This is a genomic window from Pseudolabrys sp., assembly GCF_035943735.1.
Taxonomy (GTDB): domain Bacteria; phylum Pseudomonadota; class Alphaproteobacteria; order Rhizobiales; family Xanthobacteraceae; genus Pseudolabrys.
Genome location: NZ_DASZBV010000019.1, coordinates 188,043 through 210,315 on the forward strand (window position 1 = coordinate 188,043; position 22,273 = coordinate 210,315).

At 66.6% G+C, this 22,273-nt stretch carries 19 protein-coding genes and 1 tRNA gene; 7 read left to right on the forward strand and 13 right to left on the reverse strand.

What is annotated here, in order from left to right; all coding sequences use genetic code 11:
• Positions 1-57: 57 nt before the first annotated feature.
• Positions 58-2,385, forward strand: coding sequence for a xanthine dehydrogenase family protein molybdopterin-binding subunit (locus VGV41_RS13790; RefSeq protein WP_326864414.1), 2,328 nt, complete (start codon positions 58-60; stop codon positions 2,383-2,385).
• Positions 2,386-2,533: 148 nt separating this feature from the next.
• Here the strand turns inward: VGV41_RS13790 and VGV41_RS13795 are convergent, their stop codons facing one another.
• The 5 genes from VGV41_RS13795 to VGV41_RS13815 all read right to left on the reverse strand — a co-directional run bounded on the left by VGV41_RS13795 (position 2,534) and on the right by VGV41_RS13815 (position 8,462).
• Positions 2,534-3,961 carry an NAD-dependent succinate-semialdehyde dehydrogenase gene (locus VGV41_RS13795; RefSeq protein WP_326864415.1) on the reverse strand — a complete coding sequence of 476 codons (1,428 nt, stop codon included), beginning with the start codon at positions 3,959-3,961 and terminating at the stop codon, positions 2,534-2,536.
• A 137-nt stretch (positions 3,962-4,098) separates the two neighbouring features.
• On the reverse strand, positions 4,099-4,851 hold the full coding sequence (locus VGV41_RS13800; protein WP_326864416.1) for an SDR family NAD(P)-dependent oxidoreductase: 753 nt from the start codon (positions 4,849-4,851) through the stop codon (positions 4,099-4,101).
• Between the two features lie 170 nt (positions 4,852-5,021).
• Complete coding sequence (locus tag VGV41_RS13805) at positions 5,022-6,395, reverse strand: MmgE/PrpD family protein (RefSeq protein ID WP_326864417.1); 1,374 nt, start codon at positions 6,393-6,395, stop codon at positions 5,022-5,024.
• A gap of 19 nt (positions 6,396-6,414) precedes the next feature.
• The gene (locus VGV41_RS13810) at positions 6,415-7,206 is read right to left on the reverse strand and encodes an enoyl-CoA hydratase (protein ID WP_326864418.1); all 792 of its coding nucleotides are present in this window, start codon (positions 7,204-7,206) and stop codon (positions 6,415-6,417) included.
• Positions 7,207-7,268: 62 nt separating this feature from the next.
• Positions 7,269-8,462, reverse strand: a complete 1,194-nt coding sequence (locus VGV41_RS13815; RefSeq protein WP_326864419.1) for a CoA transferase — start codon at positions 8,460-8,462, stop codon at positions 7,269-7,271.
• Positions 8,463-8,854: 392 nt separating this feature from the next.
• Here VGV41_RS13815 and VGV41_RS13820 point away from each other — a divergent pair, with 392 nt between their 5' ends.
• The 3 genes from VGV41_RS13820 to VGV41_RS13830 all read left to right on the forward strand — a co-directional run bounded on the left by VGV41_RS13820 (position 8,855) and on the right by VGV41_RS13830 (position 12,272).
• Positions 8,855-10,303, forward strand: a complete 1,449-nt coding sequence (locus VGV41_RS13820; RefSeq protein ID WP_326864420.1) for a DEAD/DEAH box helicase — start codon at positions 8,855-8,857, stop codon at positions 10,301-10,303.
• A gap of 106 nt (positions 10,304-10,409) precedes the next feature.
• On the forward strand, positions 10,410-10,682 hold the full coding sequence (infA, locus tag VGV41_RS13825; RefSeq protein WP_326864421.1) for a translation initiation factor IF-1: 273 nt from the start codon (positions 10,410-10,412) through the stop codon (positions 10,680-10,682).
• 78 nt (positions 10,683-10,760) lie between these two features.
• The gene (locus tag VGV41_RS13830; RefSeq protein ID WP_326864422.1) at positions 10,761-12,272 is read left to right on the forward strand and encodes a S10 family peptidase; all 1,512 of its coding nucleotides are present in this window, start codon (positions 10,761-10,763) and stop codon (positions 12,270-12,272) included.
• Here the strand turns inward: VGV41_RS13830 and VGV41_RS13835 are convergent.
• From VGV41_RS13835 to VGV41_RS13850, 4 genes are all read right to left on the reverse strand, one after another.
• Positions 12,269-13,267, reverse strand: coding sequence for a tripartite tricarboxylate transporter substrate binding protein (locus VGV41_RS13835; protein WP_326864423.1), 999 nt, complete (start codon positions 13,265-13,267; stop codon positions 12,269-12,271). The genes VGV41_RS13830 and VGV41_RS13835 overlap by 4 nt on opposite strands.
• 102 nt (positions 13,268-13,369) lie before the next feature.
• Positions 13,370-14,365: a PdxA family dehydrogenase gene (locus tag VGV41_RS13840; RefSeq protein WP_326864424.1), complete on the reverse strand. Its 996-nt coding sequence runs from the start codon at positions 14,363-14,365 to the stop codon at positions 13,370-13,372.
• Positions 14,366-14,370: 5 nt separating this feature from the next.
• On the reverse strand, positions 14,371-14,868 hold the full coding sequence (locus VGV41_RS13845; protein ID WP_326864425.1) for a hypothetical protein: 498 nt from the start codon (positions 14,866-14,868) through the stop codon (positions 14,371-14,373).
• A 10-nt stretch (positions 14,869-14,878) separates the two neighbouring features.
• Positions 14,879-16,165, reverse strand: coding sequence for a Rieske 2Fe-2S domain-containing protein (locus VGV41_RS13850; RefSeq protein WP_326864426.1), 1,287 nt, complete (start codon positions 16,163-16,165; stop codon positions 14,879-14,881).
• Between the two features lie 118 nt (positions 16,166-16,283).
• On the opposite strand from VGV41_RS13850, the gene VGV41_RS13855 reads away from it, so the two are divergent.
• On the forward strand, positions 16,284-16,613 hold the full coding sequence (locus VGV41_RS13855) for a non-heme iron oxygenase ferredoxin subunit (protein WP_326864427.1): 330 nt from the start codon (positions 16,284-16,286) through the stop codon (positions 16,611-16,613).
• Positions 16,614-16,626: 13 nt separating this feature from the next.
• On the opposite strand, the gene VGV41_RS13860 is transcribed toward VGV41_RS13855, so the two are convergent.
• Positions 16,627-18,321 (reverse strand): AMP-binding protein, encoded by a 1,695-nt coding sequence (locus tag VGV41_RS13860; RefSeq protein ID WP_326864428.1) that lies wholly within the window; start codon positions 18,319-18,321, stop codon positions 16,627-16,629.
• A 105-nt stretch (positions 18,322-18,426) separates the two neighbouring features.
• Positions 18,427-18,503, reverse strand: a tRNA-Arg gene (locus VGV41_RS13865).
• Between the two features lie 324 nt (positions 18,504-18,827).
• On the opposite strand from VGV41_RS13865, the gene VGV41_RS13870 reads away from it, so the two are divergent.
• Positions 18,828-19,616, forward strand: a complete 789-nt coding sequence (locus VGV41_RS13870; RefSeq protein ID WP_326864430.1) for a hypothetical protein — start codon at positions 18,828-18,830, stop codon at positions 19,614-19,616.
• A gap of 89 nt (positions 19,617-19,705) precedes the next feature.
• Here VGV41_RS13870 and VGV41_RS13875 read toward each other — a convergent pair whose 3' ends face one another.
• Together VGV41_RS13875 and VGV41_RS13880 are read right to left on the reverse strand one after the other, a co-directional pair.
• The gene (locus VGV41_RS13875) at positions 19,706-20,296 is read right to left on the reverse strand and encodes a hypothetical protein (RefSeq protein ID WP_326864431.1); all 591 of its coding nucleotides are present in this window, start codon (positions 20,294-20,296) and stop codon (positions 19,706-19,708) included.
• A gap of 155 nt (positions 20,297-20,451) precedes the next feature.
• Positions 20,452-21,429: a tripartite tricarboxylate transporter substrate binding protein gene (locus tag VGV41_RS13880; RefSeq protein ID WP_326864432.1), complete on the reverse strand. Its 978-nt coding sequence runs from the start codon at positions 21,427-21,429 to the stop codon at positions 20,452-20,454.
• Positions 21,430-21,790: 361 nt separating this feature from the next.
• Here VGV41_RS13880 and VGV41_RS13885 point away from each other — a divergent pair, with 361 nt between their 5' ends.
• A complete protein-coding gene (locus VGV41_RS13885) occupies positions 21,791-22,222 on the forward strand; it encodes an SPW repeat protein (protein ID WP_326864433.1) in 432 nt (143 codons plus the stop codon).
• Positions 22,223-22,273 lie beyond the last annotated feature (51 nt).

Consider the following 22,273-nt stretch of genomic DNA (forward strand, 5'->3'; position numbering starts at 1 on the left):
GCATGCGGACCTGCGATAGGCTCTGCGCCCCAAGTCAACGCACGACCGGAAACGCGCATGTCATCGACCAGCCCTGCCCGCACCCAACGTCCGCCCCGCGTCGAGGACGACGCCCTGGTGCGCGGGCTCGGCCATTTCAGCGACGACCCGCGGCTGCCGAACCAGGCTTACGCAGTGTTCGTCCGCTCGCCGCATGCGCATGCGCGGGTGAAGGCCGTGAATGCCGATGCCGCGCGCAAGGCCAAGGGCGTGCTGGCGGTGCTGACCGCCGCCGACATGAACGCGGCCGGAGTCGGCAGCGTCGCCCGCCATCCGCCGGTCGTCGGCCGCGGCGGCGCCAAGATGCCGATGCCGTTCCGCCCGGCACTTGCCGGCGACAAGGTGATGCATGTCGGCGACGCGGTGGCGATGGTGGTCGCCGACAGCGTCGGCCGCGCCCAGGATGCCGCCGATCTGGTCGAGGTCGACTATGAGGAACTGACGCCGGTCATCACGCTCGACGACGCGATGGCGGGCAAGACGCAGCTCTTTGCCGACGCGCCCGGCAATCTCTGCGTCGACTGGCCTGGCCCGACGCCGAGCGAGGACAACGAGCGCGAGGTGGCGAAGATCATCGACGGTGCGGCGCATGTCGCGCGCGTCAAGGCCGTCAACCAGCGCATGGTCGTCGCCTCGATGGAAACGCGCGGCGCCACCGGCGTCTACGACAACGCTGCCGAGGCCTATACGCTGCACGCCTGCTCGCAGAGCGCCTTCGCGCTGCAGGGCCCCGGCGCCGCCGTCATGGGCGTACCGCCGGAGAAATTGCGCATCATCACCGAAGATGTCGGCGGCGCCTTCGGCATGAAGACGCCGTTCTACCCCGAATACGCAGCGGTGCTGGTCGCCGCGCGCAAGCTCGGCCGGCCGGTGCATTGGCAGTCGACCCGCTCGGAGGCGTTTCTCACCGACACACAGGCGCGCGACACGGTGACGGAAGCCGAGCTGGCGCTGGACGACAGCGGCAAGTTCCTGGCGCTGCGCGTGCGCCACCTGTGCAACCAGGGCGCCTATGTCTCCGTTGCCGGCGTCAACATCAATACCAACAACTTCGCCCGCTGCCTGCCCGGCATGTATCGAATTCCCAAAGTCGACGTGTCGGCAGCCTGCTATTTCTCCAACACCGCGCCGATCGGCCCCTATCGCGGCGCCGGAAGACCGGAGGCGAACTACGCGCTCGAGCGCGTGGTGGAAGAAGCCGCGCGCATTCTGAAGATGGATCCGGTGCGGCTGCGCAGAAAGAACCTGATCCCGAAGTCGTCGATCCCGTGCAAGACTGCGGTCGGCAATGTCTACGACAGCGGCGATTTCCCCGGACTCGTCGACAAGGCGCTCGAGCTTGCCGACTACGCCAACTTCAACAAGCGCAAGCGCGAGTCGGCCAAGCGCAAGAAACTGCGCGGCATCGGTGTCTCCTGTATGCTCGAGCACGCCGGCGCCATGCCGACCGAGACGGCGTCGATCGGCTTCCCCGGCGATGGCAAGATGGTGCTCGGGCTGAACGTGCAGTCGACCGGGCAGAGCCACGCCACCGTGTTCGCGCGCGTCCTGGCCGAGAAGCTCGGCATCCAGCCGTCGCAAATCGAGCACAGACACGGCGACACCGCGATGGGGCTGACCGGATTTGCCTCGGTGGGCTCGCGCTCGGCGATGTGCGCCGGCGCGGCGATCCTCGCTACGGCCGACGCGGTCGTCAGCAAGGGCAAGAAGATTGCCGCCGGTCTGCTGGAGGCGTCGGAGGGCGACATCCAGTATAAGAACGGCGCCTTCGAAGTCGTCGGTACCGACCGCAAGGTGACGCTGTTCGAGACCGCGCGGCGGGCGAAGGAGATCGGCGAGCCGCTCGACAGCAAGGAGAAGGCCGAGGCGCCGCTCACCTTTCCCAACGGCTGCCACATCGCCGAGGTCGAGATCGATCCGGAGACCGGCAACGTCGATCTCGCCACCTACACGGCGGTCGACGACTGCGGCGTGCCGCTCGACACCATCGTGGTCGAGGGCCAGGTGCAGGGCTCGATCGCCAACGGGCTCGGCCAGGCACTGACCGAGAACGCCGTCTACGACCCGCAGAGCGGCCAGCTCGTCTCCGGCTCGTTCATGGACTACGGCATGCCGCGTGCGCACAACATGCCGGTGGAGTTTCGCGAGGCGATGCATGCGGTGCCGGCGACCACAAACCCGCTCGGCGTCAAGGGCACCGGCGAGGCCGGCACCACCGCGGCCATTGCCGCGGTGATGAATGCCATTGCGCACGCGATCCCGAACGGCGCCGCCGACCACATGGAGATGCCGGCGACACCCGCGAAGGTGTGGGAGGCGTGTCAGAAGGGATTGGCGGCGAAGTAGACGCGCGTGTCCCGGACGCGGTGCAGCGCGTTAGCGGTGCGCCGCAGATCCGGAACAGCTTTCTTAGTTTTCTGAAGAAGCAATCGGGGTCCCGGGTCAGCAGCGCAACACTAATTATTGCGCTGCGCCCGGGACACGAGTCAGTGCCTCACGCCTGCGAGATGAACTTCGTGTTCATGTACGCGTGCAGGCCCTCGACGCCGCCTTCGGAGCCGTAGCCCGACTCCTTGATGCCGCCGAACGGCGTCTCCGGCGTCGAAATGGCCACCGAATTGACGCCGACCATGCCCGACTGGATGGCGTCGCCGATGGCGGTCGCGGTGGCGCCCGACGCGGTGAAAGCGTAGGCGGCGAGGCCGAACTCGAGCGAGTTGGCGCGCTCGACCACTTCATCGAAGGTCTTGAACGGTACGATCGGCGCCACCGGCCCGAACGGCTCCTGCGTCATGATTTTCGAGTCATCCGGCACGTCGGTGATCACCGTCGGCTGGAAGAAGAAGCCCTGGTTGCCGTGCCGCGAGCCGCCGGTCTGGATCTTGCCGCCGCGCTCCTTGGCGTCGTTGACGAACGACTCCATCGCGTCGAGCCGGCGCGGATTGGCGAGCGGCCCCATGCCCGTGCCCTTCTCCATGCCGTCGCCGAGTTTCAGGCCCTTGGCGTACTCGGTGAAGCGCGCGAGAAATTTCGGATAGGACTGCTCCTGCACGTAGAAGCGCGTCGGCGAAATGCAGACCTGCCCGGCGTTGCGATATTTGAACGCGGCGATGACGTCGGCGGCCTTCTCCGGATCGGCGTCGGCAAACACGACGACCGGCGAATGACCGCCGAGCTCCATGGTTGCCTTCTTCATGCCCTTGGCGGCGAGCGCGGCGAGATGCTTGCCGACCGGGATCGAGCCGGTGAACGAAATCTTCTTCACCAGCGGCGACGGAATGAGATGCTCGGACACTTCCGCCGGAACGCCGAACACGAGATTGAGCACGCCCGCCGGCAGGCCGGCATCGGCGAAGCACTTCACCAGTTCGACGCAGCCGCCGGGCGTCTCTTCCGACGCCTTGATGATGATGGTGCAGCCGGCAGCGAGCGCGCCGGCGATTTTTCTCACCGGGGTGAGCGTCGGGAAATTCCACGGCGTGAAGGCGGCGACGACGCCGACCGGCTCCTGCATCACGATCTGGCGCACGCCCTTCTGCCGGCCGGGCACGATGCGGCCGTAAGCCCGGCGGCCTTCTTCCGCGTACCAGTCGATGATGTCGGCCGACGTCAGCACTTCGGCGCGCGACTCGGGGTACGGCTTGCCCTGTTCCTGCGTCTGCACGCGCGCGACGTGGTCGGCGCGCTCGCGCAGTAGGTCGGCGGCCTTGCGCATGATCTTCGAGCGGTCATAGGCGGAGGTCGATTTCCATACCGCGAAAGCCTTGTCCGCGGCGGCGAGCGCATGATCGAGGTCCGCCTTGCTAGCATGCGGCAGATGCGCGAGCGCCTTGCCGGTCGCCGGATTGATGACGTCCTCGCCCTTGCGGCCCTCGCCGCTCCGCCACTTCCCGTCGATGTAGAGAGCAAGATCGGTGTACATGCGGCACTCCATTTTGCGCGGACAACGTCGGCAGCTGGATTAGCATTTTCAAGGCGGTGCGACCACCCTCAGAGCCGTGTCCCGGACGCGGTACAGCGACCCACTCTTGCTGCGCTGCGCCCGGGGAACGTCGCGAGCTACGACCCGAGATACGCGCCGCCGTTGGCATGCACGGCCTGGCCGGTGACGAAATGCGCGGCCGGTGTGCAGAGGAAATACACCAGCGCCGCTACGTCGTCTGGCGTGCCGCGCTCGCCGGTGATCGTGCCGTGCGTGAGATGATGCGCCGGTTTCGGCGAGCTCTGCGGCCGCGGCGTGTCGATGGCGCCGGGCACGACGCAATTGACCCAGATGCCGTCGGCGGCGAGATCGTGCGCCAGACCACGCGTGAAGCCGACGAGGCCGACCTTCGCCGTCATCACATGCGCGCGGTGGGCCGATCCGATATGCGCGCTCATGCCGCCGACATTGACGATGGCGCCGCCATCCTTGCGTAGCGCCGGCAGGCTAGCCTTCACGCAATGGAAGGCGCTGTCGAGGGTGACGTCCATCACCTCGCGCCATTCGGCGTAGGTCATGTCGATGATCGACTTCTCGCGTCTGAGCGCCGCGTTATTGACGAGGATGTCGATGCGGCCGAAGCGTTCGAGCGCCGTCGCGGCGAGCGCTTCCGCGACCTTCGGATCGGCGACGTCGCCCAGCACGCTCGCCGCCCTGCCGCCGAGCGCCTCGATGCTGCGCACCACCTCGTCAGATTCCTTGGCGTTCGAGCGGGCATTGATCACCACAGCGGCGCCGGAGCGCGCCAGCTTCAGCGCGATGGCGCGGCCGATGTTGCGGCCGGCACCGGTGACAATGGCCGCCTTGCCGGCGAGTTCCTGTTCGCTCATTGATTTCTCCTTATGCGCCGCAGCTTCTCTTCACCTCTCCCATAAGGAGAGGTCGACGCGCGAAGCGCGTCGGGTGAGCGGTTGCAAACTATCGAGTCAGGAACCCCCTCACCCCGACCCTCTCCCCACAGGGGAGAGGGAGCTTGCCCCCGTCTATTGCGTGGCAGTCATCACCCTCTGAGTCCGGATAGTTCAATTCCGCCGTCGTAAAGTTTCGCCAAAAGCTTCAACGCCGCGGTGCTGCGCGCTGCATCCCAGCCGCCGTGGCGGGCGTTGAGCACGAATTTCTCTTCCAGGTCGGCGCGCGTCAGCGGCTCCTGCGCGCCGCCACGGAAATGCGGCTGCCGCTCCTCGACGACACGGCCGTCGTTGAGCACGGCGCGGATGTGGCCGGTGAAGGCGTTCGGATAGGGATTGTTCGGGTCGATGACGTAGCTGACCTTGGCGGCGAGCGCGAGCACGTCCGGATCCTTCACAGCGTCATCGGTGAAGGCGTCGAGGCCGACGCCGCCCTTGACGAAGCCGGTCGCGAGGATGAACGGCGTTGCGAACTTGGCGGCGTAGCCGTTCTGCGGACGGCGCTTGGCGGCGAGCGGCTCCCACAGACGATGCACGGTGCCTTCGCCGACCTCGCAGACGAGATCCTTCACGTCCGAAGGCTTGATGCCCTTCGCCGCAAGGCGCCGTGCGCAATCGATGTAAGGATGCGCCATCGTCCCGCAGGGATAGGGCTTGAAGGCGAGCGTCTCGATCACCCAGCGCTCGGCGAAGTCGCCGATCAACGCGTCGTAGTTTCCCTTGGTCGTGTGCGCGAAGGCGTGGAAGAGACCGTGCACGCCCTCGAACACGGTGCGCGGTCCGAGGAAGCCGGCGCGCGCCAGCAGCGCCGCGCGGATGGCCGACTGCGCCGCCCAGCCGGGATGCATGCGCTTGGTCCAGGTGCCTTCGGCGAGATATTCGATGATGCCCGCCGCCATCGAGCCGGCGATGCCGAGCGCGTCGACGGTCTGCTTTTGCGTCAGGCCGAGCGCGGCGGCGACGCCGGCGGTCGCGCCCATGACGCCGTACACCGCGGTCGGATGGAAGCCGGCCTTGTGCGCCGCCTTCGGCACCACGGTCGACAGCCGGCACATCACTTCTGAGCCGATAGCGATGCCGAGCATCGCGTCCGGACCCTTGCGGCCGTGCCGCTCGCAGGCGGCCAGCACCGCGGGCACCACCACCGCGCCGGCGTGGACGGGGCCGCCTTCGAAGGTGTCGTCGAAATCCTCGCCGTGCGTCGCCGTGCCGTTGACCAACGCGGCGCCGGCCGAGGTCAGCGTGCGCGTGTGCCCGATCGCGGTGCAGGGGCCGTCGTCGTCGAGGCCGGCGAGCACCGCCTGCACGTAATCCTCGTTGCGCGCGGTAACGCAGAGGCCGACCACGTCGATCAGCAAATCCTCGCACTTGGCGCGCACGCCGGCCGGCAGAGCATCGGGCCGCAGCGTCGCGATGCGCGTCGCCAGTTGTTCGGCCAGCGCCGTGGCCGGCAGTTGCGCGTCCATCATCGTGTCCTTCGGTAGCTCAGCTTCCGGTGAACTGCGGCTTGCGCTTTTCCATGAAGGCCGTGCGGCCCTCGGTGTAATCGCGGCTGGCGAAGCAGCCGCTGACCAGATCTGCGCATTTCTGCAGGTCGCGCTTCGACTCGTCGGCCAGCACCTGGCTGACGATGTATTTGACCGAATCAACGGTCAGCGGCGCATTGTTGCTGATGGTCTCGGCGTAGCTCTTCACGTAGCTCTCGAGCTCGGCTTCCGGCACCACGCGGTTGACCAGCCCCATGCCGTGCGCCTCGGCGGCGGTGAACTGCCGCGCCGTGAAGAAGATCTCCTTGGCGTAAGATGGGCCGACGACGTCGACCAGCTTCTTGATGCCCTTGTAGCCGTAGCCGAGGCCGAGCTTCGCCGCCGGCACGCCGAATTTGGAATTATCCGAGCAGATGCGCATGTCGCAGCAGAGCGCCAGACCGACGCCGCCGCCGATGCAGTAGCCGCGGATCATGGCGATGGTCGGCTTCGGGAATTCGAACACCGCAGTGTTGGCCGCATCGACCGCGACGTTGTAGCGGTCGATGCCTTCCTTGGTGGAGCGCTCCTTCGCGAATTTCGAGATGTCCGCGCCGGAGACGAAGGCCTTTCCGCCGGCGCCCGTGAGCACCACCACGCGCACCGCGCTGTCGTTGCGGAAGTCCTCGAGATAGTGCGAGGCTGCCTCCCACATCTCCAGCGACACCGCGTTGTGCCGCTCGGGGTTGTTGAAGATCAGATAGCCGATGCCGCCTTCCTTGCGGGACAGCATCTTGTCGGTGAGAGGCATCCGTCGCTCCTCGTGTCTCGAAACAAAATGCCCGGCGCAAGGCCGGGCATGAGTGGGTCGCTTCAGACCGCCTGCGCCTTGTGCAATTCGGCGATCTCGCTGTCGGCGAAGCCGAACTCCTTGAGGACCTCGTCGGTGTGCTGCCCCTGCTTCGGCGGCACCGCGGCGATCTTCGTCTGCGTGCGCGACATCTTGAACGGCTGCGCGACGAACAACTGCTCGCTGCCGTCAGCCTTGTGTCCGGCGATGGCCATGCCGAGATGCTGGACCTGCGGGTCGGCGAACACCTGGTCGATCGAATTGATCGGGCCGCACGGCACGCCGGTCGTGTTGAAGATGTCGATCCATTCGGCGCTGGTCTTGTTGACGGTGATCTTGTTGATCGCTTCGTTGACCGCCACGCGGTTCTTCGAGCGCAGCGCGCCGGTCTTGAAATCCTCGCGCGTGAACATCTCCGGCGCCTCGAGGGCCTGACACGTGCGCTCCCAGATCACCTGGCCGGCGGCGGCGATGTTGATGTAGCCGTCCTTGGTCTTGAACACGCCGGTCGGGATCGAAGTTGGGTGATCGTTGCCCGCCTGCTTCGCCACTTCGTGCATCTGCAGCCAGCGGGCGGCCTGGAAATCGAGCATGAAGATCTGAGCCTGCAGCAGCGACGTCGAGACCCACTGGCCCTCGCCGGACACCTCGCGCTCCAGGAGCGCGGTGAGGATGCCCATGGCGCAAAACAGGCCGGCGGTGAGATCGGCGACCGGAATGCCGACGCGCATCGGCCCGCGGCCCGGCTCGCCGGTGATCGACATCAGGCCGCCCATGCCCTGCGCGATCTGGTCGAAGCCGGGACGATCGCGATACGGGCCGTCCTGGCCGAAGCCGGAGATCGAGCCGAGCACGATGCGCTTGTTGATCTTCTTGAGGTCCTCGTAATTGATGCCGAGGCGGTCCTTCACGTCGGGGCGGAAGTTCTCGACCACGACGTCGGCCTTCTCGACCATGCGCCTGAAGGCGGCGATGCCCTGCTTTGACTTGAGGTCGAGCGTCATCGAGCGCTTGTTGCGGTGCAGGTTCTGGAAGTCGGCATTGTCGCGCGGGCCGCCCGGTCCTTCGCCCTTCTCCAGGTGCGGCGGCGTCTCGATCTTGATGACGTTGGCGCCCCAGTCGGCCAGTTGCCGCACGCAGGTCGGGCCGGAACGGACGCGGGTGAGATCGAGGACGGTAAAGCGGGAAAGGGCCTGGGAAGCCCTGGGGAACGACATGCGGCGGCTCCGGGATAGGTAACGCGGGGCGTTTCTTGTGCTACAGGCGCGGGACAATCCCCGATCCGAGCCGCGTTGTAAATCGGGGGTTCGGCATGCCTGCGGCTGCGAAAAACGGGTCCAAAGGAGCGATTTGTTCATCCTGAACGGAACAATCGACTACCGGTGCCTTGAAAAGGCCTTCCGTCGCTGTCATATGAGGCGTGCGGATGATTCGACCCGGTCCATTCGGGTTGCGGGCCGCGTGCACGAAGCTCGATTACACGAATTTCGCCCCGCCCATCCGTTTTCCGAACGACCGACAACCCTGGCAACGCGGGATGTCTCAAACCCCGCGATTCCGCCGCCCACGACCGTGGGACGGCCGCTTCGCCGTATAAGAAAGTTCTCTTTTGACCTCCTTTAACGATTTCGGCCTCGCTGAGCCGATCCTCCGCGCCCTCACGGAAGAAAAATACGTCACCCCTACCCCGATCCAGGACCAGACCATCCCGCTCGCCCTCGCGAAGCGCGACGTCATCGGCATCGCCCAGACCGGTACCGGCAAGACCGCGGCCTTCGCGCTGCCGATCCTCAACCACCTCATCAACAAGCGCGTGCGCCCGGCGCAAAAGGCCTGTCGCGTGCTGGTGCTCTCGCCGACGCGCGAATTGTCCGGTCAGATCGCCGACAGCTTCCGCGCCTACGGCCGCCATATTCGCCCGCTCGCCATCGAGCTCGCCATTGGCGGCGTGCCGATCAACCGGCAGGTCCGGGCCATGTCGCGCGGCGTCGAGGTGCTGGTCGCAACGCCCGGCCGTCTCCTCGACCTCGTCAATCAACGCGCCGTCACGCTCAACCAACTCGAAGTGCTGGTGCTCGACGAAGCCGACCGCATGCTCGACATGGGCTTCATTCACGACATCAAGCGCATCATCGCCATGCTGCCGAAAGAGCGGCAGACGCTCTTCTTCTCGGCCACGATGCCGCAGGAGATCACGCGTCTCGCCGACCAGATGCTGCGCGACCCTGCGCGCGTCGCTGTTACGCCGCAGGCGACGACCGTCGAGCGCATCGCGCAGCGCGTGATCCACATCGACAAGCCGGCCAAGGGCGCGCTGCTGGCAGAACTGCTCAAGAGCGAGCAGGTCGACCGCGTGCTGGTGTTCACCCGCACCAAGCACGGCGCCGACAAAGTAGTGCGCGGGCTGCAGAGCGCCGGCTTCACCGCCGAGGCGATCCACGGCAACAAGTCGCAGAACCAGCGCGAGCGCGTGCTCGCCGCTTTCCGTGACGGCTCTCTGCGCACTCTGGTCGCGACCGACATCGCCGCCCGCGGCATCGACGTCGATGGCGTCAGCCACGTGTTCAACTACGACCTGCCGAACGTGCCGGAGAGCTACGTCCATCGCATCGGCCGCACCGCGCGCGCCGGCGCCGAGGGCATCGCCATCTCGTTCTGCGACCACGAGGAGCGCGGCTATCTGCGCGACATCGAGCGGCTGATCCGCATGTCGATCCCGGCGAGCGACCGCCGCACCGGCAAGCCGGTGCAGCAGGAGGCCACCGAGCACCGCGCCCCGAGGAACCGTAACGGCCACCCGCACAAGCGCGGCGGCAACGACCGGCGCGGCCATCACGGCCAGGGCGAACCGCGCGGCCATCACGGCCACGCCGAGGCGCGTCCCCACAAGGCCCACGCCGATCAGCATCCTCACAAGGGTGGCCAGCCGCGAGGCCAGCGTCCGCACGCCCAGCAGGACCATGGGAAGGGCGAGCCAAAGGACTTCGGAAGTGTTAGTTTCATGCAGCGCCAGGGCGGGCGGCCGCACCGTAATGCCGGCCAGCGCGCGCCCCGGTAAGACACGATCCTGACAATAACCCGCCTTCGGGCTTGACCCGGAGGCGGGAACCGGTTTTCGAAAGGCTTTGGCGCGGCCGGCTCCCGGCCCCTTTGGAGACGACTGGATGGCGAAGGAAGAATTGCTGGATTTCGACGGAACGGTCACGGAAGTCCTGCCGGACGGCAACTTCCGTGTGAAGCTCGACAACGGACACGAGGTGCTGGCCTATACCGCCGGCAAGATGCGCAAATTCCGCATCCGTACCGGCGTCGGCGACCGCGTGATCGTGGAAATGTCGCCTTACGACCTCGGCCGCGGTCGCATCAGCTTCCGCCACAAAGGCGACGCACCGAGCGCCTCACCGCAGCAACGCCGGCCGAACTTCCGCCGCCGCTGAGATTCATGACCGGCCGGCATGTTTCCGGCCGCGGGGCGCATTCGTCGGGGGCATCGCCGTTCAGGAGTGTCGCTGCCAATGAGCTCCGTCGCACGTCTCGCGCTCGCCGTTCTCCTCGCCGCCACGATCGGCAGCGCCAGCGCCCAGCCGAAGCCCGACCAACACGACGTCGCGCCTGCGCGCCAGCATCAGGCGCAACCCGCGGGCCAGGGCCTGCTGCGGCTGCTGCCCGGCAATTCGGTCACCGAGCACACGCTCGACACCGCCGGCGGCCCACTCGCCTACACCGCCACCGCCGGCACTCTGCCCTTCTACGACCCGTCGGGCGACCACATCGCCTCGATCTTCTACGTCGCCTACGTCGCCAAGAACGGCGGCGCGAACCGGCCGCTGACATTCGTCTTCAACGGCGGGCCGGGCGCGGCCTCCGCATTCCTCAATCTCGGCCTCGTCGGCCCCCGCCGTCTCGATCTCGGACCGCAGGCGCGCGATCCCGAAAGCGCCAGGCTCGTCGACAATCCGGACACCTGGTTGCGCTTCACCGACCTCGTCGTCATCGACCCGATCGGCACCGGCTGGAGCCGCGCCGCCAAGGCGGACGACGCCAAGAAATTCTGGACCGTGCGCAGCGACGCCGACTCGATGGCCAAGGCGATCGCGCTCTACGTGTCCGGCAACAATCGCGCCCAGTCGCCGCTCTATCTGCTCGGTGAAAGCTATGGCGGCTTCCGCGCCGCCAAGGTCGCCAACGCGCTGCGCCGCCAGCAGGGCATCATCACCAACGGCATCGTCATGCTGTCGCCGCTGCTGGAAGGCTGGCTGACCTTCGGCGACGAGCAGTCGGCGCTGCGCGCGGCGCTCGAATTGCCGTCGCTCGCCGCCACGCATCTGGAAGCAACCAACGCGCTGACGCCGCAGAACCTGGCGGCGGCGGAGAAATTCGCGCTCGGCGATTATCTGACGACGCTCGCGGGTCCGCCGCTCTCGGCCGATGCGGCCAAGGCGTTCTATGAGCGGATCGCCAAGGTCACCGGACTGCCCGCCGACGCCATCGCGCAGCAGCGCGGTTTCGTCACCGGCAACTACGTAAAGACGCTGCACGCGGGCAAGATCGTCAGCCATTACGACGCGGCTTACGCGGTCGACGATCCTTTCCCGGAGCAACGCGCGCCGCACGGGCCCGACCCGATCCTCGACGGCGTCGCGCGCGCCTATGGCGGCGCGTTTTCCGCCTATGCGCGCAATGAGCTCGGCTTCAAGACCGAGATGACCTATCAGCTGCTCGCCAATGACGTGACCGGCCACTGGGACTGGGGCACCGGCCGCGCCGAAGCCGGCATCGACAGCGACCTGCGTGTGCTGCTGTCGCTGTCACCGCACTTCCGGCTGCTGGTCGCCAGCGGCCTGTCCGACCTGGTCACGCCTTACGCGGCGGCGCGCTATGTGCTCGACCACCTGCCGCCGAGCGATCCGCCCGGCCGCGTGCAGTTCAAGACCTATCGCGGCGGCCACATGGTCTATCTCGATCCGCAGTCGCGCAAGGCTTTCACCACCGACGCCGCCGCCTTCTACAAGGCGGGCGCGCGCTAACGGCTCATCGTGGCGCCGGAGGCCTTCACGATCGCCGTCCACTTCGGAATCTCGGATTTGATGTAGGCGGCGAACTCGGCCTGCGTGTCGCCGACGATATCGACGCCGAGGCGGCCGAGCGACGTCCTCACCTCCGGGTCGTGCAGCGCCTTCACCGCAGTATCGTGCAGCTTGGCAAGAACGTCGGACGGCGTGCCGGCCGGCGCGACGAGACCGTGCCAGGTGCTCGCCTCGAAGCCTTTCAGGCCCGCCTCGTCCATGGTCGGCAGGTCCGGCAGGATCGCCGTGCGCTTGAGCGTGGTCACCGCCAGCGCCCGCACCTGCCCGGCCTTGATGTGGCCGATCACCGAGGCGGCGGTGGCGAACATCATCTGGTCGCTGCCGGCGATCACGTCCTGCAACGCCGGCGCCGCGCCCTTGTAGGGCACGTGCACGATGTCGACCTTGGCGTCCGTCTTGAACAGTTCGCCGGCGAGATGCGCCGCCGCGCCATAGCCGGATGAAGCGAAGTTGATCTTGCCCGGCTGCGCCTTGCACAGCGCGATCAACTCCTTGAGCGAGTGCGCCGGCACCTTCGGATTGACCACCAGGATGTTGGCCTGCGTGCCGATCAAGGTGATCGGCGCGAAGTCGGTCTCCGGCTTGTAGTTGAGCTTCATGTACAGGCTCTCGTTGGTGGCGAGGATGCTGTTATTGCCCATCAGCAGCGTGTAGCCGTCCGCCTTGGCGTGCGCCGTGTATTCGCCGGCGATGTTGCCGCCGGCGCCCGGCTTGTTCTCGATGACGACCGGCACGTCGAGCAGTTCGCTCATCTTCTTGCCGACGATGCGGGCGAGCACGTCGCTCGGGCCGCCTGGCGTAAAGGCGACGACCAGGGTGATCGGATGATCCGGATAGCCGGCTGCGTATGACGGCGCGGCGGGACCGAACGCGACGAGCGCGGCAAAGCCGGCAACGAGGCGCAGCGCGCCGGCGCGCGTGATCTGGAACGGCATGGATGTTTCCTCCGCAGCCGCGGCCGTCGAGGGCCCGGGCAATTTTACGAGGTGAAAAACTTATGTGCGCATCCGGAGTGTGGCACGCGCGCGCGACGAAGCTCAAGCGACCGCGCGCGCAGCCCCAGCATTCGCCAGACGCGTGACGGCTTCGATCATCGCCGTCGGATCGGCCACGCCCTTGCCGACGATGTCGTGGCCGCTGCCGTGCGCGACCGACGAGAACAGGATCGGGCTGCCGATGGCCAGGCCCGCCGTGGCGTTGCGCGCGAGCAGCTTGGCGGTGATGTGCCCCTGGTCGTGCAGCATGACGATGAAGGCGTCGACGCCCTTCTTGTGGAACATGGTGTCGGCGCCGAACGGTCCGGCGACGCGGATGCCGGCGGCCTTGGCGTCCTCCATGGCCGGCTTGATGATCTCGATCTCCTCGCGACCGAACAGTCCGCCCTCGCCCGCATGCGGATTAAGGCCGCCGACATGGATCGTCGGTTCGGCGATACCGAGCCGCTTGAGCGTGCGGTCGGCGACGGCGATGACGTGGCCGACGCGCTCGCGCGTGATCAGGCCGATCGCCTCGCGCACGCTCGCATGCAGCGTGCAATGCACGATCTTCATCTCGCCGAAGCAGAGCATCAGATAGACGTCGTCGCGGCTGAGGCCGGTCTCGCGCGCGACGAAGGACGGGTAGCCGTCGAACTCGATGCCGGCGAGCGAGATCGAGGTCTGGTTCTGCGGCGCCGCGACGACGGCGTCGACCTTGCCGGCCAGCGCCGCCTTGATCGCGCTGCTGGCCGCGGCGAGCGAGGCGCGGCCGCTCGCCGCGCTGTTGGCGCCGAAGGCGATCTCGGCGGCGTCCGGCGCACGGCACGCGAGCAGCGTAACGCCACCATTGGAATTGGCGGCCGCAGCGACGTCATCGACCACGCGGATATCGGCGCCGATACCGCAGCTCTTGGCCTGCCGCGCGACCACGTCGGGATCGCCGACCAGCAGCGGCCGGCACAACCCGCGCACGCGATCGTCGAGCGCGGCCTTCAGGCTGAGCTCGGGTCCGATGCCGGCGGGATCGCCGGTGGCGATGGCAACAATAGGCTGCATGGCGGTCACGCGCGCAAAGCGGTCAGCATCGCTTCGACATATTCCTCGCCACTGGCGACGACAAGCATCGAGGCGCAGGGCCGCAGCGGCACCAAAGTCTTCAGGAGGCTCGCCTCCGGCGCGCCGGCGGCGTCGAGAATGAGCGCGGTCATCTGCTTGCCCTGCGCCCGGCAGGCCTCGGCGACGACGCCGGCCATTTCGGAATTCTCGCCGGCGCTCGACAGCGTCACCACCACGTCGGCGGAGCGGATCTGCTCGATGAGGCTCATCGTCTCGCCAGCAAGATCGGCGAGCCAGCCGCCGACCGGCTGCGCCGACGGTTGCTTGTTCAGCACCGTCATGAAGGCGGCGCTGCGCCAGGGCTGCTGCGCCAGCCGGCGCAGCACGGTTTCGCTGGCGCGATCGAGTGCGATCACCTTGATTGCGCGCGCCTTCGAGTTCGGCGCGTCGATGCGGAAGCGCTGCTCTTCCCGCGTCGTGGCGCGCGCGCTTTCACTAAGCATGCCGTGCGCCTCACACCGATGCGTGCGCGACGCCGTCACGCACCGTGAGCGCCTCGCGCGCGCCTTCGTTGAACGGCTGGTCGGGCCCAAGGATCACCGCGGCCGAACGCACGCGCTGGTGCGCCGGATCGACGCCCGGCGGCACCGTGCCCTTGTCCATCAGCGCCTTGACCGCCTTGAGCATGCGATGCCGCGCCATGATGATGCCGTTGTCGGTGGAGACGAGGTTCTCCTTGGTGCGGTCGACGACCGGTCCCATGCTCTCTTGCAGCGAGGCGTCCTGCATGGCGATGCCCTCGACGCCGCTGTAGTAGCGGCCGGCCTTCTGCGCCTCGCGGTCGATGAGGTAGTCGTTGTCCTTGTTCTGGAGCGGCCGATACGAGCCGGGCACGAACTTCACGTAGATGCCCTTGCCGTCCTGCATCGCCTGCACTTCGGTCTCGGTGAGGTCGCGGGTCGAGTGATAGTCGAAGCTCCAGGCCCAGCAGTTCTCGTCGTCGATCGGCACCCAGAAATGGCCGTGCACCGGATGATTGCCGCGCGGCGGAATCATCGTGTAGCTGGGCATCACCCAGGGCGTGATGCGCCAATAATAATTGTTGTTCTCGGCGTTGCGGCGCACGCCGATGTAGAGGCCGCCGGGATTCTCGACGACCTCGAAAACCGGGCGCGAGTCATTGAGATTGTACTGGTTGCCGCGCGAGCCCTTGAACAGCGGGTCGGTGTTGAGCTCGCCGCGATGCAGCCACGACACGTGGCTGGAGTCGATGCCGCCTTCCAGCGCCTGCAGCCAGTTGCACTCCTGCAGCCGCTTGGCGACGAAGCGCTGCTGCGGCCGCACGTGCACGATCTCGTATTCCGGCAGCGGCGGCTGCTTGTCCGGCGGGCCCATATAGGTCCACAGGATGCCGCCGCGCTCGATCAGCGGGTAGGACTTCAGCTTGATGCGCTGGCAGTAGCCGCTATCGGCCGGCTCCGACGGCACGTCGATGCACTGGCCGGTGATGTCGTATTTCCAGCCGTGGTAGGGGCAGCGCAGGCCGGCCTCCTCGTTGCGGCCGAACCAGAGCGAGACGCCGCGGTGGGCGCAGAACTCGTCCATCAGGCCGTAGCGGCCTTGCGAGTCGCGCCACGCCAGCAGCCGCTCCGACAGCAGCTTGACCCGCACCGGTGGGCAGTCGTTGGAGGGCAGCTCCTCGGCCAGCAGCGCCGGTAACCAGTAGCTGCGGAAGAAGGCGCCGCCGGGCGTGCCGGGGCCGGTCTGCGTGAGAAGGTCGTTCTGTTCCTTGCGCAACATCGATGGATCACCCGTAGCAATTGCCGAAATCGGCGGCAGCATACGCGCGCTTGACCGCCATGGGAACCGTGATACTGAGCAGGCGCATTCACGTTTTCCTGCGAAAGGATCGTCCCTGATGAGCGAGACGAGTTCCCCCGCCGGCACCCGGCTCGAACTGTGCGCGATCGACGATGTCGCACCCGGCTCGGCCTTGAAGGTGGAAGCCGGCGACCTCACGCTCGCGGTGTTCAACGTCGACGGGACGTTCTACGTCACCGACGACCAGTGCACGCACGGGCCCGGCTCGCTGTCGGAGGGGTTCCTCGACGACTGCGTCATCGAGTGCGATTTCCACCAGGGGCAGTTCGACGTGCGCACCGGCGAGCCGGTGCTGGCGCCGTGCACCGTTCCGGTGCGGACCTATCCGGTGACGCTGGAGAACGAGAAGGTCTACATCACCGTATGAGGACCGCGGCCGCTTACGCGGTCGCCTGTTCCTTGAGCTGCAGCTCCTGCGCCATCTGATCGCGCATCATGAACTTCTGCACCTTGCCGGTGACGGTCATCGGAAAACCATCGACGAATTTGATGTAGCGCGGGATCTTGTAATGGGCGATCTGGCCCTTGCAGAACTCCTGGATCTCCGCCGGCGTCGCCGTCATGCCGACCTTGAGCTTGACCCAGGCGCACAGCTCCTCGCCGTATTTCACGTCGGGCACGCCGATCACCTGCACCGCCTCGATTTTCGGATGGCGGAAGAGGAATTCCTCGATCTCGCGCGGATAGACGTTCTCGCCGCCGCGGATCACCATGTCCTTGATGCGGCCGACGATGTTGACGTAGCCCTCGGCGTCGATGGTGGCCAGATCGCCGGTGTGCATCCAGCGCGCCGCATCGATCGCCTCGGCGGTGCGTTCGGGATCGTCCCAGTAGCCGAGCATGACCGAATAGCCGCGCGTGCATAATTCGCCGGGCATGCCGACGGGAACGATGCGGCCGTCCATATCGACGATCTTGACCTCGACGTGCGGATGCACGCGGCCGACGGTGCTGACGCGGCGCTCGAGCGGATCGTCGAACGAGGTCTGCGTGCTCACCGGGCTGGTCTCGGTCATGCCGTAGGCGATCGTCACCTCGCTCATATTCATTTCGCTGACGCAGCGGCGCATGATCTCGATCGGGCACGGCGAGCCGGCCATGATGCCGGTGCGCAGGTTCGACAGATCGAACCGCTTCATGTCCGGCAACCCGAGCTCGGCGATGAACATGGTCGGCACGCCGTACAGCGCCGTGCATTTCTCCGCCTCCACCGCCTCGAGGGTGGTGAGCGGATCGAAGCCCTCGCCGGGATAGACCATGGCCGCGCCGTGCGTGATGCAGGCGAGGTTGCCGAGCACCATGCCGAAGCAATGGTAGAGCGGCACCGGGATGCAGACACGATCGTGCTCGGTGAGGCGCTGCGCCTCGCCAATGAAGAAACCGTTGTTGAGGATGTTGTGATGCGTCAGCGTCGCGCCCTTGGGCGCGCCGGTCGTGCCGCTGGTGAACTGGACGTTGATGGCGTCGTCGAACTGCAGCTTCGGCTGCAGCTCGGCCAGTATCTGGCGATGCGCGTCACCGGCGAGCGCGGCGACGTCGTCGAAGCGGAGGAAGCCATCGACCGTGTCGGCGCCGATGCGGATCAGCGTCTGCAGCGATGGCACGCGCGCGGCGCGTAATTCACCCGGCGCCGCGCGACCGATCTCCGGCATCAGTTCGCGCAGCATGCCGACATAGTCGCTGCTCTTGAAGCGATCAGCGGTAACGAGCGCCTTGCAACCGACCTTGTTGAGCGCGTAGTCGAGCTCGAACGTGCGATAGGCGGGATTGATGTTGACCAGGATCAGCCCGGCCTTGGCGGTGGCGAACTGGGTGATTACCCACTCGGAATTGTTCGGCGACCAGATGCCGACGCGATCACCGGGCGCGAGACCCAACGCCAGCAGGCCGGCGGCGAAGGCATCGACGCGCGCGTTGAGCTCGCGATAGGTCCAGTGCACGTCCTGGTGCCGCACGATCAGCGCCGCGCAGTCGGCCCAACGCTCGGCCGCCTTCTGGAAATAGACGCCGATGGTGTCGCCGATCAGCGGAACGGCGGAAGCACCCTGGGTATAGCTTTGAGTCAGGCCCGCCATCACGTCCTCCCGCGTTTTTTCCAGGAGGGTCGACGTTCCGCTCGCGCGTAGCGGCCGCTGTTGATGGCGGCGGCTGTCGGACAGGCCCCTCTTCTTCTTGTTGGCTGGCGGTCCCGAGAGGATTCGAACCTCCGACCTTCGGTTTAGGAAACCGCTGCTCTATCCAGCTGAGCTACGGAACCGCTGCGGCTCCGATCTAGCACAGGCGCGCGGGCCGCGCACGCCCGCCGGACGCCGGCCCTGTGCATGAAGTCCGTTGCATCCGCTCGCCCGGTTTGCCCGGCATCTGCGAACGCCGCGCGAACCGCCGCCGGCCGGAGCCGAAACGTCGCTCCGGGTATCGCGGACGCGGCAAAGCCTGACGCGCGTCCGTCGCGCCGCATCTTTCTCGCTCCGAACAAACATCGCACGAATTGTATGTGGCGAATCCACTTGACGATGAACGTACCCCGGCGACCAAATTGACCGGGGGCGCACCAAGTAGCCATGCGGCGAGCGCATGAGACGTGACGCGCGATGGCCGCCTTGAAATATCAAACGAGCCGCGGAGGAAAGCGCTTATGAATAGACAATTTGATTACACCCAGAAAGTCCTGCTGGCGGTCGATTTCGCCGACGTACCGCGGCGTCTCGAGGGAATGCCCGCCAGCTATGCGCTGTTCAAGCGGCTGTCGATTCCGGATGTCATTCGCGCCTTTGACGAATCGCACAGTCTGTTCGTGCAACTGATCGCCGGCCGCAAGTTTCGGGACGTTCTCGAGCGGCACATGGGTTATTGGGAGAAAAACGTTCCCGCGAACAAGCAATGCTTCGTCCACTACGCCATCGGGTCCGACGCCGTCATTGCGGCCGCGTTCGACCGGCTCAAGGGGACCGGTTTCGCTCAGTTAGGCGTGTACCACGTCGAGCCGCAGTCGTCGGCCTATCCGTTCAGCTTCCCGTCCGGCGACGCGCCGGATCACTGGCATCTCGGGGAGCACTTCTCGCTGACGGACGAGTCGGTGTTCTGGTTCAACTTCTTCCCGCAGCAATCCTATCTTTTTGAAAAGACGTTCGCCGTCTGGGCCGTCTTCCAGTTGCTGCAGCTCAAAGGCCGCGGCGAGAACAATCAGCTCGTGGCCTGGGACGGCAAGGAGCGTCTGGTCTCGCACGGCGTATCCGATTTCGTCCAGGTCAATCTCAACCGCTTCACCAGCCTGTCGGGTTTCTTCAACGCGGCGCACGAGGCCGGGAAACACACGTTCACCGTCGATCCTGATTATGTCTGGTACGGGATGTTGATGAAGAAGATTTAGGCGTGCGCCGCGCGCCTTCGCAATCACAATCCAGCCAACCGGGCGGCGCATCGTCGCGCGCCGCCCGGACAGCTAGTGCATAAGCAGTCCTACATGCGGTCGCCGGGGACGGCGGGCGTCCGCGGATTGTCGCTGCCGGGCGTCACGGCACCGGGTGTGGCGTCATCCTGATCGTTCTGTTCCCGGCCGAGACCCGAGCCGTTGGTCCGGCCGTTGTTCCCGGTCGCCGAGCCGGTGGTGTTGTCGCCGCCGTGCTGCAACTCGGCGATCTTGTCGAGCAGCTCCGTCGCCGCATGCACGCAGGCCTGCAGATTGGCCTGCGCCGGGCAGCGGATGTCAATGCGGGCCTTGCCGCGGGCGAAGTGGAAATGCGCGCCGCCCATCGCGTTCATCATCATCTGATGCCGGCGCCCCGTCATAGGCCCCATGCCCATGCGCCGCTCGTTCCACTGGCGATCGCCGCGCCCGCCTTCCCGCTCGCCGTTGTCGTCGCGCCAGGTCCCGTTCTGCTCGTCGGTATTGGCGCCGGTGGTGGCGTTGCCATTGTCCGTGTCCGACCGGTCCTGCGCGTAAGGCTGGTTGCCGGCGCCGGTCTGGTCCTGCGTTTGCGCCAAGACGGGTTGCGCGCAGCCGATGGCGAGGGCGACTGTCGAGGCGAGCGCGAGTGCTGCGAGTTTCATGACGGATGCTCCGGTGACGAGAGGGGGTGCCCCTGCCACCAGCAACATCCGCAATCCCGGACGCGTTCCGAAGTATTTGCGTGCGCGATGTTCCGCGCGCAGCCGCGCCGCGACGGCCGGAATGTTCCGGCCGCGCTGTCACAAAGCGGCGACAATCACCGCGTCAGCGAGATGTGCGCCTTCTCCGCCACGCCCTTCCACATCGCCAGTTCGGACGTGATCAGCTTCTTGAAGTCGGCTTCCGACGCGCCGGCCGGCGTCACGTTGATGCGCGCCGTCTTCTCGGCAAACTCGGGCATCGCCAGCACCTGCCGCACCGCCTTGTTCAGCGTGGCGACGATCTCGAGCGAGGTCCCCGCCGGCGCCCAGACACCGCTCCAGTCGACCACCGTGACGCCGGCAACGCCGGCCTCGGCCATCGTCGGCACATCGGGGAAAGCGGGCAGCCGATGTGGCGCGGTGGTGGCGAGAATGCGCACCGCGCCGGCCTTCGCCTGCCCGACGACCGGCGGCGGGCTCGCAATGGCGAACAGCACCTCGCCGGTCAGGACAGCGCTGACCATGTTGCCGGCGCCCTTGTATTGCACGCGCGTGGCATTGAGCCCGGCCTGCTGCGCGAACAACTCGCTGGCCAGCCAGAAGACGCTGGACGACGACGCATAGTTCGCCTTGTCGGGGTGCGCCTTGATGTAGGCAACTAGGTCCTTGATCGTCTTGATCGGCGAATCCCCCTTCACGATCACGAAGAGCGGGAATGTGACGACGTCTGTGATCGGCAGGAAATCGCGATTGGTGTCGTAAGGCAGGCTTTTGTACATGGCCGGATCCATGACCATGCCGTCACCGGCCGTGAACAGCAGCGTGTAACCGTCGGGCGCCGCGTGCGCCACATACTCGACGCCGATGATCGAGCCCGCGCCGGGCTTGTTCACGACGACGACGGTCTGCTTCAAAATCTTCTGCAGTTCTGGCGCGACGAGGCGCGCGGCGATGTCGGTGCCGCCGCCCGGGCTGTAGGGCACGACCAGGGTGATGGTGCGATCCGGATAGCCCGCCGCCCGGGCGGCGCGGCTCGCCAGCGCCGCCGCGGAAATGGCCATGAGCGCGTGGCGGCGGGTGATACGTGCAGGCATCGTGATCTAGCCTCCCCTTTTTGGTCCCGGGCTCGCGCCCCGACCGTTCTTTCGCAAAATGAAATCGTCGGCGATGCGACAAAATGCCGACGCGCAGTGGGCCTCAAAGGCGGAGCGAGATCAAGCGTGCTGCAATCGCCATCCGTGTTCCTCGGTACGCTGCATGTGTCCGCAAGTTCATTTTGCGCACAGGAACGCACCGCCGCGTCTTCGCGTTGATCCCATGAGCGATCGGCGCGTCCGCCGCTGACGACCCGAATGCCGCGTCATGCCGGCACGGTTCGGCGCCCCCAATTCGCAACTCGCATAAGACGCATCAACGGCGCGCGATCCGATCACCTTCAAACCAAAGGAGGTCATCATGACCTATGCAAACACAGGTACGCCGCGTCCGCCGGGTCGCGCCGCGCGCTGGCAGGACCCGGCCAATCTGATCCTGGCGATCTGGCTTTTCATTTCGCCATGGGTGCTGCAGTTCGGCTACGCCGGCACGGCCGCGGCCGGCGCGCCCACCATCGCCGCGTGGAATGCGTGGGTGCTGAGCGTGATCGTGTTCCTCGTCGCGCTGACAGCGATGGGACACCGCATGGTGAGCGGCCAGAAGTGGTTCAACTTGTGGCTTGGCGTCTGGATCTTCGTCGCGCCGTGGGTGCTCGGCTTCGCCGCCCGCGCCTCCGACGCGGCCTGGGACCACTGGATCGTCGGCGCACTGGTGTTCCTCGTTTCGGCCAGCGCTTTGGCCAGCCCTCGCACGGTCGAGCGCGCAGACCTGCACGCGCCCTTGCACCGCTAAGCATCGCCCAGTGATCGGTCGGCCGCCGCTCCTGAACGGGAGCGGCGGCTT

What these genes read in the sequence shown, in the direction of transcription:
- VGV41_RS13790 (WP_326864414.1), top strand. Translation starts at nt 58, where the DNA reads ATGTCATCGACCAGCCCTGCCCGCACCCAACGTCCGCCCCGCGTCGAG.
- VGV41_RS13795 (WP_326864415.1), bottom strand. Translation starts at nt 3,961, where the DNA reads ATGTACACCGATCTTGCTCTCTACATCGACGGGAAGTGGCGGAGCGGC.
- VGV41_RS13800 (WP_326864416.1), bottom strand. Translation starts at nt 4,851, where the DNA reads ATGAGCGAACAGGAACTCGCCGGCAAGGCGGCCATTGTCACCGGTGCC.
- VGV41_RS13805 (WP_326864417.1), bottom strand. Translation starts at nt 6,395, where the DNA reads ATGGACGCGCAACTGCCGGCCACGGCGCTGGCCGAACAACTGGCGACG.
- VGV41_RS13810 (WP_326864418.1), bottom strand. Translation starts at nt 7,206, where the DNA reads ATGCCTCTCACCGACAAGATGCTGTCCCGCAAGGAAGGCGGCATCGGC.
- VGV41_RS13815 (WP_326864419.1), bottom strand. Translation starts at nt 8,462, where the DNA reads ATGTCGTTCCCCAGGGCTTCCCAGGCCCTTTCCCGCTTTACCGTCCTC.
- infA (WP_326864421.1), top strand. Translation starts at nt 10,410, where the DNA reads ATGGCGAAGGAAGAATTGCTGGATTTCGACGGAACGGTCACGGAAGTC.
- VGV41_RS13830 (WP_326864422.1), top strand. Translation starts at nt 10,761, where the DNA reads ATGAGCTCCGTCGCACGTCTCGCGCTCGCCGTTCTCCTCGCCGCCACG.
- VGV41_RS13835 (WP_326864423.1), bottom strand. Translation starts at nt 13,267, where the DNA reads ATGCCGTTCCAGATCACGCGCGCCGGCGCGCTGCGCCTCGTTGCCGGC.
- VGV41_RS13840 (WP_326864424.1), bottom strand. Translation starts at nt 14,365, where the DNA reads ATGCAGCCTATTGTTGCCATCGCCACCGGCGATCCCGCCGGCATCGGA.
- VGV41_RS13845 (WP_326864425.1), bottom strand. Translation starts at nt 14,868, where the DNA reads ATGCTTAGTGAAAGCGCGCGCGCCACGACGCGGGAAGAGCAGCGCTTC.
- VGV41_RS13850 (WP_326864426.1), bottom strand. Translation starts at nt 16,165, where the DNA reads ATGTTGCGCAAGGAACAGAACGACCTTCTCACGCAGACCGGCCCCGGC.
- VGV41_RS13855 (WP_326864427.1), top strand. Translation starts at nt 16,284, where the DNA reads ATGAGCGAGACGAGTTCCCCCGCCGGCACCCGGCTCGAACTGTGCGCG.
- VGV41_RS13860 (WP_326864428.1), bottom strand. Translation starts at nt 18,321, where the DNA reads ATGGCGGGCCTGACTCAAAGCTATACCCAGGGTGCTTCCGCCGTTCCG.
- VGV41_RS13875 (WP_326864431.1), bottom strand. Translation starts at nt 20,296, where the DNA reads ATGAAACTCGCAGCACTCGCGCTCGCCTCGACAGTCGCCCTCGCCATC.
- VGV41_RS13880 (WP_326864432.1), bottom strand. Translation starts at nt 21,429, where the DNA reads ATGCCTGCACGTATCACCCGCCGCCACGCGCTCATGGCCATTTCCGCG.
- VGV41_RS13885 (WP_326864433.1), top strand. Translation starts at nt 21,791, where the DNA reads ATGACCTATGCAAACACAGGTACGCCGCGTCCGCCGGGTCGCGCCGCG.